Source organism: Flavobacterium sp. C3NV, from assembly GCF_046825355.2.
Classification (GTDB): Bacteria; Bacteroidota; Bacteroidia; order Flavobacteriales; family Flavobacteriaceae; genus Flavobacterium.
Window position 1 is genome coordinate 175,219 of sequence record NZ_JBKQBJ020000009.1, and the last position, 17,825, is coordinate 193,043.

1 protein-coding gene is annotated in these 17,825 nt (G+C 35.5%); it reads right to left on the reverse strand.

What is annotated here, in order from left to right; translation table 11 throughout:
* Positions 1–40: 40 nt before the first annotated feature.
* A complete protein-coding gene (locus ACIDC4_RS14730) occupies positions 41–17,707 on the reverse strand; it encodes a T9SS type B sorting domain-containing protein (protein ID WP_412044854.1) in 17,667 nt (5,888 codons plus the stop codon).
* Positions 17,708–17,825: the final 118 nt, after the last annotated feature.

Below are 17,825 nucleotides of genomic sequence, written 5' to 3' on the forward strand. Positions count from 1 at the left end.
ATTAATTTTTTAGACAACATCATTAGGGGCTCTTATTTTGTTATCTGTATAAAGTGAAATGTCCTACAAACTCTCTGTCATCCTTCGCATCATTCAATTTAAGAACATACCAGTAATCTCCTGAAGGTAAATCGGCACCGTTGTATCTACCGTCCCATTTTTGACCGTAGTGATACTTAGCAATTACACGACCGTATCTGTCGAAGATAGAGAACTCAAGGTTGTTGTAAATATTTGTACAACCAGGACCCCATGTTGTGTTGGTAGCACCAGCAGGAGTAAAGTAATTATCTAAACAAACATCAATAAAGATTTTAGGAACTGTTATTGTCACAGTACATCCGTTTTTGTCTCTAACTATTACCACATAATCTCCAGTTTTGTAGATTTTGTATTTATTAGATGATGTAAACGGTTCTCCGTTGAAACTATACTCATAACCAGGAGCTCCACCACCAGCAGTAACCGAAATGATATTCATTTCTTGCTGACCCGGAGTTTCTACAAGTGTTAACGGATCGTATGCTTTGATGTCGAAACTTGCCGTTGGCACTTTACATCCGTTAGTATGTCTTGCCACAATAAAGTGTCTTCCAGGGGCAACATTTGTAAAGATGTTACCTGGTTGGAAAGGACCTACATCACTATCAAGCGCATAATCTACTTGTGTAAGATCAGTGTTACTCTCATCAACTGTAACCGTTACCATGTTTGATTGTGAATTGTTTACACAATCGTAGTTAACTTCTACAGTTGGGTTAAGAGTTACTGGTTCCGGCATATCTACCGTAACTTCAGTCATACATCCGCTGTTATCTATAATGTAAACTATGTGTTTACCTCCTGATAATCCGCTGTAATCTTGTGTATCGCCATCAACCGGAAGGAATGGACCTTTGTCATTATCAAGACTTGCTGTATAAGGCGCTGTTCCTCCAATAATCTGAATCGCAAATACACCATTTTTGTCTCCTACACAAACCTCTGGAATCATAGAATTTGGAATCTCCACTGCTGAAAGCGGTGCCGGTTCTTTTACTTCTACGTCCTTAAGGAATACATAACATTCGTTTTCATCCTGAACTAATACATCGTAGAAACCTGGTTTAAGGTTTTCGAATACATTTTTATCAAAGAACTGTTTAAATTCTGGTTCGATTGCATATTTATATGCTCCTACACCACCAGTTGCGTTTACAGTAATTTTACCATTGTTATAACCATTACAAGTTAAAGGTGTTGCAACAGCATCAGCTGTTAATGAAGTATCCGGTTCTGTTAACTCGAACAAAGTAGATACTGTATCACAATCTAAGCTTGTAATTTTTACGATATAAGTTCCAATTGGTAATTCTGTAAATGTACCTGGAATAACCTGTGCCGGAGCTGGAGTAATATCGACACCTGCAGCATTTTGCAAGGTATAAACATAGTTTCCTAAACCTCCATTTGCTAACACACTGATAGAACCCGTAGCACCACCTTTACATTTAATATCAATTTTGCTAGAGCGCTCAAATCCTAATGCAGGAACTGGTGAGAACTCACTAGTGTTAGACACGTAGCTCTTACAATCATTAGCATCTTTTACAAAATACTTGTATTCAGTTTTTGCTGTTGTTACAGGTAATGTAATATCTACAAAAGAATTAAATGGTCCTGTGTAAGTAATTCCATCTGCACTATAATAGTACGGAGCGTTTCCTCCAGTAGCTGTTAACCTCACAACCGGAACTTGTTTACAACTTTCAGTTTTTTGAATTTCTAAATTTGCTTTTACAATTTCTGGCTGATCAATTGTCACTTTGTTAGAGTCATTTGTACAAGTCCAAGTGTCATTTACAGTAACATAATATGTTCCTGCTTTTAGACCTGTAAACTGATTTCCTCCTTGTAATTGCTCAACTGTAACAGTTCCATCAATTAATACACCGTGTAGTGTATAAGAATAGTTTCCTGAACCTCCGGTAATTGTATTAATTGTTACCACTCCGTCTTCATTGTCGAAACAAGAAAGCATTGGTGTAGCACTAATTGTAATACTAATTGGCGTTGGGTTTTCTAATTTAGCATCAACAAAACTTTCACAACCTAAAGCATCTTTAACATATACCCTATAATCACCGGCTGTTAATTTGTCAAAAATTGGCGACTCGTTATATCCTTTAACGATAATAGTACCAGATCTTAATTCGTATAAGTACTCACCTGGCCATCCACCAGTTGCTGAAGCAACGATTATACCATCATTATTATCTGTAACGCAGGTAATTTCTGATTGCGTTTTAGTAACCGTTAATGCTGCCGTTGGCTGGTTGATTGTAAATGTTGTCTCAACTGTACATTCTGGTTTGTTTACCAATTTAGCTACAATTTTGTACTGACCTGCCGCCATGTTATCAACCCAAATTGGACCTGCACTTGTTGTTCTATCAGTGATTGGTAAAACTCCGCCTGTAATTGTATATTCAAACGGACCTGCGTCATTATCTGGAATTAACTGATTGTCTACGAAAGTTAATTGTACTCTTGTAGTTGTTCCAAAACAAACATTCTCATTTTCCGGTTTAGCGATGATGTCGAATGTGTTTGGATTATTGATAAAGTGAACTGCCTGAATCGTACAATTTGTAGCAGGATTCGTTACTGTCACGATATAATTACCAATTCCTAAATCTGTAAAGATTCCGTCTGTACTAGGAGTCGGACCATAAACCGTTCCGTTTGTTCCGCTTAAACTATAGTTTAATCCGGTAATTACAGCTCCTGTTACTGATTTTACTGTTACTGTGATATCTTCATTGTCTACGCAAGTAATCGCATTATCAACTTTGATAACCACATTATCCATTGCAGTAAATGGTACGATTTCATATGTTCCAACCGCAGTACCAATACATTCGTTTTCATCATAAACGTTTATTGTATAAGAACCTCCTTTGTAATCTTTCTCTGTAAAGACATTTCGTGGTCCTTTATAAACCTGGGTTACACCATTAATGAATTCATAAGTATACTCCCCTGTTCCACCCGTAACACCATTAACTGTTATAGTTGCGTAGTTACTAATGTTATCAGTAGTACAACCATAAGGAGTTACAACTGGGTTTGGTACCTTAATTTCCAATGGTTGCTTCACTTCAACAGTTTTATCAGCAGGACAACCTCTTCCTGAAAGTACAGAAACGGTATATGTTCCTGCTATTAATCCTTTAAATACTGGATTCTCTTGTGGTGTTCCACCATTTAGACTGTACATGTATTTAGGGTTATCATTTACTCCAGGACTTGTTGGAGCAAGACTTGCTGTAATTGTTCCGTCATTTCCACCATTACAAGAAACCATAGTAGGAATTGCATCAAATCCGGTAACTTTTGTTGCTTCATCTAAAACAAATACAACTTCATCTGTACAATTACTTGGTGTTCCTAAATCAGTAACAATAATAGTATGTGAACCAGCAAATAACTTATCAAATACTGCAGGTGTTCCTGTTATTGTTCTAACTCCATCAATAGTAAAACTAAAGTTACCTGATCCTCCTGTTGCACTTGCAGTAACTTGTCCGTCACCGTCTGCACATGTTGTCAAATCATTTGGCTCTACTTTTAAAATTACTGGTTCTAAAATATCCACAACCGCTTTAAATTCAAACGGACAACCAAATTTATCTTTTACAACTAAATCATAAACTCCAGTCGCTTTTACTTTAAATTTAGTCTCAGGTTGGAATCCGCTTCCTATACTGTATGTAAATGGTCCCATTCCGGTTCCAGGCGTAACTACAATTTCATAATATCCATCAGCATCAGCACATTGTGATGTTACACTAGCAGTAAATCCTGCAGGCAACGGATCAATTTTGATGTCTACAATTATTGGAGCAGAGATACATCCGTTTTGATCTTTTGCATAAACATACCATGATGGTGTTGCCGGATCTAACTCTCTCGTAGCTTCCGGTAAGAATGCTCCCGGTGTAGCTGTTGGACTTACAGGAACAAATGAATAGGTATAATCACCTGCTCCACCGTGACCTGCAACTGTTACTACAGCTCCAGTTGTACAATTAGCATTTATATTATCTTCTTCTGTAACTGTTACAGCAACAGGATCATTTACAACAACTGTGAAAGTTGTTGGACAACTTGTGATATCATCAAGGATATCAATTTTGTAAGATCCCTTAGCTAAATTAGATAAAGTAACTACAGCATCAGAAGTTGTAACTGGTGCCAAAGGAGCATCAGTATCTTTTGTTATTGTATAAGTATATGTTCCTTTGAAATCAGAAATTGTAAAGACTGCTTTTCCGTCATCAGTACCAATACAAGATTTCGCAAATGCGTCACCTGTAGCTTGAATTCTAACAACATCTTTTATAGTTAATACATCACTGAAAGTACATTTATTACTATCCGTAACTTCAAATTTATAATCACCAAATGGTAATCCTGTGAATACAGCCGGAACTGCATTTCCTGTTGTTGGGATCATCGCATAAGCTGTTGTTGGCGTTCCATTGAATTCTGTAATTCTGAATTCTAATGCGCCTACACCATTTGTCGCTGTAACCGTAACATTACTGCTGTTTCCAGAAGCACATGTAATAGCTGTCGGTGAGAATGTTAAAGCACTTGGCTTGTTTAACGGAACAATCGGAACTGTTACCGGACTTGTTTCACATCCATTAGCATCTCTAACTGTATACGTAACAGATGCAATTGAACCATCATTACTTACTGAAATACGATCTAATGAATCGTATCCTTTACCATCAAAGTTATACTCATATGTTCCAGTTCCGGTACCACCTTTACCTTCTACCACTATTTCAGTCAATGTGCTACAAGATGTATTTGCTGTAATCGAATGATCTGCCTCTAATAAAGGTGGCTCTGTAATTGTAATTGTACTTGCTAATGAAGAACAACCTTTTCCATCTGTTACCACTACTGTGTAAGTATCCGCAGGTAAACCTGTATAAGCTCCGCTTGTATCACCAGTAGTATTAACAATACCTTTTACACTTGTAAGTACAAATTTATAAGGTGCAACTCCACCCGATGGCACAACAGTTAAACTACCGTTACTTTCAGTAAAACATCTTACATTAGTTTGTGAATCTGCAAGAGTTGGAATTTTTGGTTCGTTTACTGTTACAGGCGTTGTTGTAACTGTACATGGTAGATTACTATCTGAAATTTCAAAAGTGTAAACCCCGAAAGCAGTTACAGATTCGGTAAAATTACCCGTAGTTGGTTTTGGAAGCCCAACTGGGTTTCCATCTAAATACATTTGGTAAGTATAATCCGTTTTACCACCTTGAATTTCAACATCGATTCTTGCTGGTACATCACCAGTACAGAAAAGATCTTTATCTACTGTTGCAGTAGCAATTAAACGCTCTTCAATTATGTATTCTATATCATCAGTACATCCGTTATCATCAGTTAAGACAATTTTGTATGTTCCTGCTTTTGTAAATGTTATGTTATTACCTGTTGGTAAACCATCTACAGTAAATGTTTTGTTACCATTGTACGTTGTAGATATTGCAGCATCTCCAAAATTAATTGTAATATCTGTATCAACAAAACATTGCTGTGCCGGTACCTTAAGTTCTGGAGCTACATTGTAAACAACCGTAATTGGTTTAAGTACAGATGTACATCCTTTAGAATCTCTTACAAAAACATCCCACGATAGATCTGTTAAGTTTGTATGAGCTGTAAAAGGTATACTAATATCTTTAAACTCTGTTGCAGCAGGAACACCAGCTCCAACTTTAACAACAGCATAGGTATAATTTGCAGTTCCTCCTGTTATACCAGACACCGTAATTTGTGAATCTGGTTGTGAACAATATACTTTGGTAGCATCTACTGTAAAGTCAATTGCAGCCGGCATCGTGATTATAACATTAGCGGATTTAGAACACTGTGTTTTAGTATCTGTTATTGTTACCGTATACTCTCCCTCTTCAAGTCCTGTTACTGTAATAACATCATTAGCTTGAGTTGGTGTGTTGTAAGCCAATCCGGTTGGATTACTTGTTACTGCAATCGAATAGTTTCCAGTTGAACTGAAATTAGAAACTGTAAATGTTGCCTCACCGTTATTATCAATTCCGTTTGCCGTGTTACAGCTTACATTCACTGATGATGTTTTAACAATATTAATCTTAGTTAAATTTTTAACAGTGTATGGTCTTTCGATAGAACATCCTCTAACATCTGTAATTCTGAACGTGTAAGTACCAGCCTTTAAACCAGTAAATACAGGTGAAGTTAAATTGTCATGTGCATCAGCTAATGGAGCAATTATCTCATATTTAGCAATTGCATAACCTCCAACTGCTGTTAAAGTAACTTCTGTTAATTCATCTGGACAAGTAGGTTCTACTGTTACATCAAAATCAATATCTGTCAATTGTATGAAAGGACTAACTGTTACACTTCCATTTGCTGTACAACCATTGGCATCAGTTACAAAATAATCTACTGTATGCGGGTTTTTATCATTTGGAATAATCACTTTAGCACCGTCAGAATTTGTGCCACCATCAAAACTATATTGATATTTATATGAACCTGTTCCTCCAGTTGCTGCAAATGTTACTTCAGCTTCTTCCGGATTATTTCCTGTAAGACATCCGAAATCTTTAAGAGTATGCTTAACTTCTAAATCATCTACTGGTTCCCCAACTTGATAATCTAAGGATAGCGAACATTTTCTCTTAGAAGTTACCGTAATTCTATAATCTTCTTTAGGAAGATTTGTAAATACATTATCTGTTTGTACAATACCTGCCGGTAAAGCTGCACCTGATACTAATGAAATAGCATAAGTATAAGCCGGATCATTATTTCCTGCCAATAAATTTACTGTAATTGTTCCGGTAGCACCACCTTTACAAAGTACATTAGTTACCACAGCATCAAAAGTAACATCAGTTCCTTTTTCTAATTTAAATTCTGCACTAGTAGAACAACCTGTATTAACATTATCAGTCATCGTTAATGTATACGTAGTATTTTCATTAAGACCTGTAACAGTGTTAGTACCTATTACAATACCTGCATGCGCTGGGCTTATATTATAGCTATAATCACCTGAACCACCTGTTGGAACAAATGATATTGCACCATTACTAATACCACAATCAGGTAGTAAAGATGGAGATGGTACTAATTTTAGAGGTTCATCAATGTTAATAGTTTGTTCATATTCACAATCATTTTTGTCTTTGATTGTAACTTTATGACTTCCTGAATGTTGATCAGTTATTGTATAAGGGAAAGTACCTGTGTATTTTTCAAATAAACCATTATCCAATTTTATATAATATGGCGCTATTCCTACCTTGCTTAAAGTAACAGCAATTTCATATTTATCCTGAGCTACACATTTATTAGCTACATCTAAAGTAATTTCCGGACTTGGATCTTTAGTAATCACCTGACCTAAAGTAACAGGACAACCCTGACTATCTTTTACTACAATATTCCAGTTAGTTGTTGTTGCAGAATAAGGTAATTCCAGAACATTACTATCACCAAATGATGTTGGTGCTGTTGCTGGTGCCGTATACGCTCCATAAGTATATGGTCCTGTTCCACCACCTGCAGTAACCGTTACAATCGCACCTTTGTTGCAATTTGCATTTATTACATTCGTAACAGACGCCTGAAGTGCAGATGCTGGTTGTCTGATTTGGAATGGTGTGGTAGTTGAACATTGAGTTCCACCAATTTCTTTAATATAAAGTATGTAATTACCTGGCAATAAACCTGTGATTGTTGCACTGTAAGGAGCTGCTGTAATGTTATCAGATTTTGGAGGTAAAATTGGCAAATTGGTCAAATTATCTCTTACTTCATAGTAAATTTCAGTACTACCTAAATCAGTTACTTCAAAACTTAACTCACCATTATTAGAATTATAACAAGTTACATTCTTTGGCGTAGCTGTAACTGTAATATCTGATATTTTACTAGTTTTATATTCTAAATAAGATGGACATCCAACGTTATCAATAACAACAAATGTATACTTAGTATTTTGTTCTAACTTAGTAAAAGTATAATCTCTATCTGCTATAGGACCAGATGTTGTACCAAGTCCATAGATAGAATATGTGAAAGGTGCGTTACCTGAAAGTGGTAACAGTTCTACTTTAACAGAAATACCTTCGATACAATCTTTACCAACCTCCTCAGCACTAAATTCTAAATAAGGAGGTGGTGTAATTCTTATTGGATCACTTTCAAATTTACAACCTTTTGCATCTACTATATTGATGAAATAATCACCAAAACCTAAATTAGGAAAATTGTGATTTACGCTTGCAGCTGCAGTTGTATTTGCAGTGTAGGTATCTATTTCTTTCATCGTATTATCATATAAATAATACTTAAATGGCGCAGTACCTCCAGAAGTAGTTTTAAGTTTAATATCTATGCTTCCTGGTTGTGTGCTATTACATGTAATTCCGTTTGCCTTAATATCTACATCAATTGCCGCAGGAGGTAAGACATTCGCTGTACCACTAACTTCACAATTTTTACTGTCTCTAACAACATAAGCATAACTTCCTGCTGCTAAACCACCGTAAACAAATTGATCAATGAAACCTCCACCATTAAAACTATATTTAAATGGCCCAACTCCCGTTAATGCTTCCAGTTTTACTGATCCGTCTTTGTCTCCATTACAAGTTGGACTTACTTCTGTTATTTTAGCAGTTACCAGATCTGCATCTTTTACTTCAACTGCAACCGTTTCTTTCTTACATCCGTTTGCATCAGTAATTTCAAATTGATAAATACCAGCTGTTGAAACTGGATAATCAAAAAACGTTCCCGTAAAAGTATTTCCTGTAGTTGAATAATTACCTCCATCAATTTTTACTTCATAAGTAAAGTCTTGTTTTCCTCCACTTACAACTTTAACTCTTATATTACCATCAATTGGAGTAACTAATGTACATGTAAGCCCTGTAGTCAACTCTGCGCTTACAGTCATTGCATCATAAACAGTAACACTTGTAGTTCCCGTACAACCGTTAGCATCTTTTACAGTAATGGTATAAGTTCCTGCTCCTACCGTAAATGTATTTGACGGATTTGGTGCAACACCTGTATTAATTGTAAAAGTATATGGCGCAACACCACCATGACCTTCAGCTTCAATTATAAATGCATTTCCAGAAGCAGTACATTGATTGGTAACATCAGCGCTAACCGTTGGTGCTAAATCTTTAGCAATAGGTACATCTATTTTAACAGTACACTTATTACTGTCTTTTACCCAAACATCCCAATTTGCATTTGTTGTTGGATTTAGATCAGCACTTGCAGCATCTTTAAACTCAGAATCTGCCGGAGTAACATTATTTTGTACGAAAGCATATTTATAGTCAGGCGTTCCTCCTGTAGCATGAACTGTTACTTTAGAGGTTGCTTTTCCGCAATTTGCATTTACATTAGAATCTAAAAATAACTCTAAAGCATCTGTAGGCTGAGTAATTGTAATTTTTGTTAAAACTGTACAATTTGTAGTTTCATCTGTAAATAATACATCATATTGACCTTCTTCAAGATTAGATAATGTAAAAGTATTTAATGTTTGATTTGTTATAGGAGCATCAGTGTTTATTTGGTAGCTGTATGAACCTGTAAATTTCCCAACATTATATCTGATATTTCCTGTCTTTTCTTTTGGAGTTGCAAAACAGTAAACATCGTTAAGTTTCGTTGCTATTGCAGTCATTGAAACTAATGGTGGAATATTGATACTGAATTCATCATAACAACCGTTAGCAGCTGTTGCTCTAAAAGTATAGTTACCTGAATCAAGTCCATCGAAAACTCCAGTTGTAGCACCAGTTGTATTAGTTTGTCCTGAAACAATTGTATAAGAAGTCACTGCACCACTACTACCAACTAAAGTAATTGTAGCTGTACTTTTTTGGCTTGTGCCAGGATTACAATAGATAGGAGTTGCAACAACTTTATCAATTTTAGGCGGATTAAGCGGCTGTATTGTAAGTGTTTGCTCACCTGTTTCACAACCATTACCATCCATTACAGAATATTTAACTGTTTGTACTTTAGTATTATCAGCTACTTCTAAAGTGTTAGTAGTAAGGCTATAAGAACCTCCATTAAAACTGTAAGAATAAGGTAATGTTCCTCCAGATGCTGTTATAACAACATTTTTAGATTCCTTAGTATTTGTTGTATTACAAGTAAATGCATCAATTTGTGCATCAGCTTTAAGTTCTGTTGGTTGCGTAATAACTACTTGATCTGTACCCTCACAACCTATAGCATCTTTAACTACGATCTTATAAGTTCCTTCGATTAATCCTGAAGGATTGTTTATTGTATAATTTGTAGCCGGAGTTCCAACTCTTGTTATAGAATAAGTATAAGGTGCTTTTCCTGAAGTTGGTGTAACCAAAATACTTCCTGTAGCGCCATTGTAACATTTAACATCTTTATGACTTGTATTAAGTGTTAAAACAGTTGCTTTAACTGTCACCGGAATATCTGCTGTATATGCGTAACAAACCGGGTTTGCACTGTCATTAACTCTAAATCTGTAAGTTCCCGCTGCAGTAGCAGTATAAGGACTTGTAGTGGTTGCATAAGTCGTTCCACCGTCTGTTGAAACTGCAAAAGTATGTGTACCTGTACCACCTCCAGAAGTTAACTTTATAGTTGTTTCTGATGTACAAGCCGCATCTATCACTACCTCTGGTGTAATTGTTAATTTTGATGCCACTACATAATCGATAAATGCAGTACAACCAAATTTATCTTTTACTGTTAATTTATAATTTCCAGGAGTTAAGCTAAATGTAGCTGAATCTCCAAAATCGTTACCATCTTTACTAAACGTTGCCGGTGTTGCAAAAGTTCCTGTTATTGTTACAGAAATAGGACTTCCCGGATAACATTGCGCCGCAATAGGATTTATAGTTGGAAGATCTTCTGTTAGTACTGTAACCGTTTTCTTAACCGGACAGTTATTAATGTCTTTTACATAAACATCAATACTAGTGGTTAAAACAGCAGTATCAACTGTTAAAATTGTTCCATATGGCGTAGTTGGAGTAGTTGAACCACTTGGTGCATAAGCATAAGTATAGTTACCGCTACCTCCCGATATACCTGTTATTGTAAGCGTTGCAATTTTATTATTACAACTAATTTTTGATGCATTAACAGTAAAATTAATTGCAGTTGCAGTACCCACAGTTACCTCTTTGCTATCTGAACTACAACCTGTTGTAAGATCTTTTGCAACAAAAGTATAAGTTCCAGGAGCTAAATTAGTATAGGTTACTACATTTCCACTAATGTTTGGAGTACCTGTATTTGGCGAAAATGTGTAGCTGAAATTACCTGTACTACTTACGTCAGATACTGTAAACGAAGCTTTTCCGTTTTTAGCATCAAAACATAATTCATCCACTTTTGAACCTTCGGCTTTAATTTTAATTGCCTGGTCAATCGTTTTCTTACCATTTACAGTACATCCTCTCGCATCTGTTGCTTTAAAGAAATACTCACCTGCCACTAATCCTGTAAATACACCTGTAGTGTTTGAAGGTGGTGAAGTTGGTCCTCCAGTTACTTCATAAGTAATTGGAGCAATTCCTCCATTTGTTGTAAGAGTTAAGCTCGTTGTCGCGTCATTACAAGTAATTGCTGGCGGTACAGAAATATTAATTAAAGTTGGCGGATTAAATGCCGGAACTTTAATTTCATTTTGAGCTGTACATCCGTTAGCATCTCTTACATAAAATTTAACTATTTGTTCAGTTGTTGTATTTGTAACTGTTTTGGTAACTACATCATTATAACTTGTACCACCATCAAAATTGTATTTGTAACCACCTGCTCCACCTTCACCAACAATAGTGATTACAGTGCTTGTGCTACAAGTTGTATTAGCCGGGAAACTTCCTGTAACCGCAACTTTTGTAGGGTTAGTTAAAGTAACTTCATAAACTATAGATTCACATCCTTTACTATCTTTTACCTGATATGTATATGTTCTGGTATTTACTGCACCTACAAACGCATTTAGGTTTGAATAAGTAGCAGATGTACCATAAGTACCACCATTAAATTTAAATTCATAAGTTGGTCCTGATCCTCCTGCTGGTAAAACTGTAAATGAACCATTTGAGTCATTATTACATTTTGGATCTGTTTGACTCGCTATTGAAGCTGTTGGAGTAAGTTTTGTATCTACTTTTGCGGCTGCAGTAACTACAAAACATCCTTTTGAATCTGTTACTTTAAATACATAACTACCTACTTTAGATGTTTTGTAGATATTAGTAGTCATGTCAGCAAAATTAGTTCCACCGTCTTCTGATACTTGATAAGTATATGGAGCTATTCCTTCTGAAGCAGTAATCGTAATCTCAGCTTCGGGAGTTGATGTACAGTCTATTAATTTAGTTATACTAGGACTTGCAATAATTTGTTTTCCAATTTCAATTCCTGTAATTGCATCTGCAATACATCCGTTACCATCCGTTACTACAACTGAGTATGTTCCTGGTCCAACAACAAATTTATTATTATCTTTTTGCGCCGTTGCTCCATTTAAACTATAATAAAAAGGTGCTATTCCTCCTTCTACTTTAACTACAATAGTTGCTTTATTAGCACTATCATAACATAAATCAGAAGTTGAATCTAAAGTTATTTTTGGTTTAACAGGATCTTTTACTTCAACAGGATCTGAAGCTGAAGAAGCACAAGAGCTTTTATCCTTAACTACTACAAAATAGGATCCTTCCGGCACATCATCAAAAGTAGCTAAATCACTCGTTCTGTAAATCGTACCATTTGAGTAGTAAAGTTCATAAGTATATTTTGGTGTTCCTCCTCCCGGAATAGCAGTAATTGAAGCTCCAAGAATACATGTTGAAGGTTTTGTTATACTTGCTGTTGTGGTAAGCGTTATTGGTGCTTTTATTTCTTTTTCGAAAGAACTATTACATAATCCAGCGTCATCATTCTTAACGATAATTTTATAATTACCCTTAGCTAATCCCGTAATGGTAAATGGAGACGTTGTTGCAGTACTCCAATTTGCTCCATTATCAAGAGAATATTTGAAGCCATTTGTTGCATCAAAATTTTCAACAGTAAGAGTGATCTTACCATCGTTTTTATCACTACATGTTGCATTGTCAATTAAAGGTTCTTCAACTTTAAATGCTTTATTAGTTTCAATAATGACATCAAATTTTTTCTCTGTAATACATGATTTAGGCAATTGACGAACCCAGATATCATCTACAAGTAAATCATTTCCACTGAATTTATCATTATAAGAACGAATTACAAAACTAAGATTGTTATAAGCGCCTGGATTTAAAGACAATTCTTTATAATTCCATATTTCATTTCTTGGTACCCTCCAAGGGTTTGCAGTATCGGTTGTTGCAACGATAATTTCTCCTGGTCCGCCCAAGTCATTAACTAATTGTATCGTTAATTCCGGATCGTAATAATTGGATCCAGTAGTACTCTTCATTAAATTTTCTGCCCATAATGAAATAATTACTGGTTGATCTACAATAACATCTTTAATAGGTTTACTATAAATAATACCTCCAACTCCAGCTGAACTTCCAATATTAACACATAAAAATCTTCCAAATTTATCAGCAGGTAAAGTGTGATCTTTAGCAATTACCCAAGTACCTCCAAAAGTTGTTTTGATACTGCTTGCTACTGCATATTTACCATCATTAATTTGGTAATCACCAATGCTTCCGCATGTTGCTACTGGCCAACTCGCAGGGTGTGGAGTCGTTTCATCTTCAAAACAATATTTCGGACTGATTCCAGGAGTTGTAGTATAACCTCCTTTACCAAAATCTTCCTGTAATAAGTTACTATACGTTGCTGCCGAAACAGCTTTATATTTTACTGATATTACATGTTTGCCTACAGGAACATTATTAAATACATTGCTGGTAATAGGTGTATTTGGTTTTGTATCAATATAATACTCATAAGTATAATTTGCTCCACCTGTATTGTTTACTACTATAGTCGCATTTCCGGTTCCGTTGCAATTGTACACTACTTTCGGATTTGGTTCAATGCTAGGATCATCTGGCTTACGCTCTAAAACAATATCTTTCATTGCGTAAACGCAACCTTTACTGTCTTTTACATAAACAGTATATTTTCCCGGATCTACATAAGCTTCATTCTCATTTATCCATGTTTTTTGATCATCAAAACTATAAGTATAAAGAGGCGTTCCACCTTGTACATTCGTAATTCTTATTTTTCCCTGAGATTCAAATCCTGCCGGACCACAACCTGACAGTTCAGAAACTCCTGCAGAAGCACTTAATGCGTTTTCAGGACCTGTAATTTTTATTATTCTTGGTTCATCTAAACATTCAGCACCTTCATATACATATTTTACAACCAGAGAATAGCTTCCCGGATTAAGATTAGTAATTGGCGAAATAGAATTAAATCCTCCGTTATTCAAACTATATGAAACAGCATAACCAGAATCTGCAGGTGTAACATCAATTTTAATCTGGCCTGCATTTGTTCCGTAACAGTCAACATTAGTAGGTGTAACTGTAATAGTTGGTTTTACTACATATTCAACTTTTACAGGAGGTATTGTTACTTTACATCCCTTATCATCTACAACTACAATGTGATACATTCCGTCTGCTGGTAATGTAGCAAGTGTTACCGGAATTTTTGGGTCTGTTACATAATTAACATTTCCATTTACATAGTACATATAATAAGGTGGTGGTCCCGGTCTTGGAGTTCCTCCTTTTACAGTTACGAGAATTTCTCCTGCACCACATTCTGACAATGTTTTAGTAACTTTAGCTTCTGCTGTAAGGCGGTAATCAAGAACTTCTACTTCTTTAATTACGCTACACCCATTATTGGCAGTAGACATAATTACTTCATACGTAAAACCTGGTTCAACACCTTTAAATGTAACAAAGTTATCTGTTATAAATCCTGTATTTTGAATTTCAGCTGTAGTTCCCTTTTTTCTAAGAATAAATTTATAATTACCAGGAACATTACTAATACTAGCCGTTATAGTTCCTAGATCTCCTGTACAAATTGGGTTAGTTGCTTTAAGATCTGTTTTAAATTCAAGTTCTTCAACATTTACATCCACAAAGAAAGGACATGCTGAAATTTGACCGTCTATTAATACAGTCTGTCTAATTTGAACTTTGTAGTTTCCTTTTGGAACATTATTGAAAGTACTTTCAGGCTGATAATTAATACCATCAAGACTATAACTATAACCTGTATTTTCAGGTGGGTTTGTAACTTTAATCCATCCTTTAGTGTTACAAATGATATCTTGCTTTTCAGCTTTAGAATCCAGTTTGTTTTGGTAAACATTAAAATAATGTGTTACCACGCAAGTGTTGCCATAGTTTACAACAACTCTGAAAACACCGGGTCTGTCAGCTGTAAATTTAGTATTGTTGTCAACAATTGTTGTCCAGTTTGTTGCTCCTTCATAAGGACAGCTATCCGGATTAGGCTCATCTTTTGAAGGCACATCTTTTGTCTCCTGCCACGTTACCTTTGTCGCTCCGGTAATCTGTGTATCAATTTCTCTCTTATCATTAAGACCACATAAGAATATTTTAGGAAATGGTTTTTTATCCCTAACACATGCAAAAGCTTCTCCTGTAGCCGGATCAATATTATCTCCTTTGATTGGATTTTTTATTGTTGCCGCAAGATAATCTGTTACATTAAATGTCTGCTGAATTGGTTCACAATTCACTGCACCACTATTGTTAACAGTATATTTTCCAGGTTTGTTAATTGTAACGGTTCTGTTGTTACCACCAAAAATAACTCCGTTTGGATCTCTCCATACATAAGTTGCGTAACCCAAAGCAGCTGTTAAAGTTGTGGTACCACAAAGCGACACATCTCTACTAAACAAACATTTATCGATACCTACTAAAAAATTTGTTGCTGTTGGCTCTCCTACATTACATTCTGAAATTGTAGAATAACTTCCTTCTCCAAATCCGTCTGCAGAGGTGTTTTTTACACCATAATATTTAGAATAGGCCGTGTTTTCGATTCTGTTTGCACAAGCATCAATCAACTCATTACAATCGTCTACGACTTTTACTTTAAATTTTATAGTGTAAGGATCGATAGCTCCGCCTGTTACAACCAACGCATCTGGTATTGTAAAAACAAGTTTTCGTGCAGCTGCGTCATAAGTTGCAGTAATTCTGGAATCCATCGTAATACTGCTCAGACCACCAAAAATTACATTTTTAGGAAGGATGTCTGTAATGGTAAAGTTTTTAGCACTATCATTTCCTTCGTTCTTAAATTTAATTTCGTACTGAAGTTCTTGACTTAAAGTTACTGGCTGTCCGTTAATATTTTTACCGTCTTTGTCCAGTACATTTTTTCTAAGTACTATTTTTGGAGCAATAATTTCTACTGACAACGCATTAAAGAACATATAATACGAATCTGACGAAGTACTTATTCTAAGTGTAGCATTTGTCTCATCATTTTGTATAATAGTATTATCCTTGTTGTCTACCTTTACAACACCCGCATCATAACCAAGTGTGTTTCTACTGGCAGGTGTACGTCCTGCAAGAATAACATCTCCATCTGTGATACTACTATTAAAAAAGTTAGGTACAGGGGGCGTAGCCGGAATCTCCGGTCTACCTGAATTTGGTCTGCCTGGCCTAGGTGGCACTGCTGGTATAGCAGGCGTACCTGGTTTAATTGGTCGTGTTAATGATGATATAGCACCCCATGCAGAAGATTTTGCTCCTTTAATTTCAAGACCGTCTCCTTCTAATCTATTATCTCCCTCTAATGCACTAAATGCTAATTTTACATTTACATCACCAAAAGGATTTGTTCTAAAACCAGAAATAGGAATATCTAACGGACCATCACTAGCCCTAATAATACTAAAACCATCAAAGCTGGTAATATACTTGTTTGGAAGCAATGGGTCTTTATAAATAATAAAAATACTCCATCCTGCAGAGTTACCTCCTCTTCCAGCATCTAATTTTCCTTCAGAACATATGACATCTGCTACAGTATAAACTCCTTGCTTAGCAGTCTTAACTTCATTTGTAATTTCAACGAAACAGGCATATGGTTTGGATACATATGCATTATCTACACCGGCAGCACCTTCATCCCACATTAAAGCACCGGTAAGCTCTTTGTATTTTGCTCCTGCTTCAGGTGTTTTTAATTTAACCTTGTTGATGTCTTTTCTGTCACTTCCCTGATAAGTTCCTCCCCAATACAAAGCTGCATAAACAATCTCGTAACAAGTTTCACTCTTTTTTGGAATTGTTAATGTTGCTGAACTTGAGTTTTTAGTAGTGTTATCAGTATCGATATCAATATATTTCATATTGAATTCATCGTTTACATAACTTTCATCCCCAATATCATTATACGGATCTTTAGGACCTTTACTTGAAGTTTCCCTATTTAAGATATTGTTTCCAATAACTAAAATATCTCCATTCAAACTGGTAGTCTTTCTCGGGGTAAAACCCTTTCTTAACTGGGCGTGAGAAGAGATACTAAGCAATAAGAATATCGCTGCAATAAATACTTTAAAAATAGTAGGTTTTTTCATAGTCTTCATTTTGGTTTGCTTGTCCTGAATTTTTTAAGGGGCGTTAAAAAATAAATTAAAGCGTTCTAAACATTTATTTATCCGTCCTTCTGAAAATTCAGAAGGACTTAAATTTTTT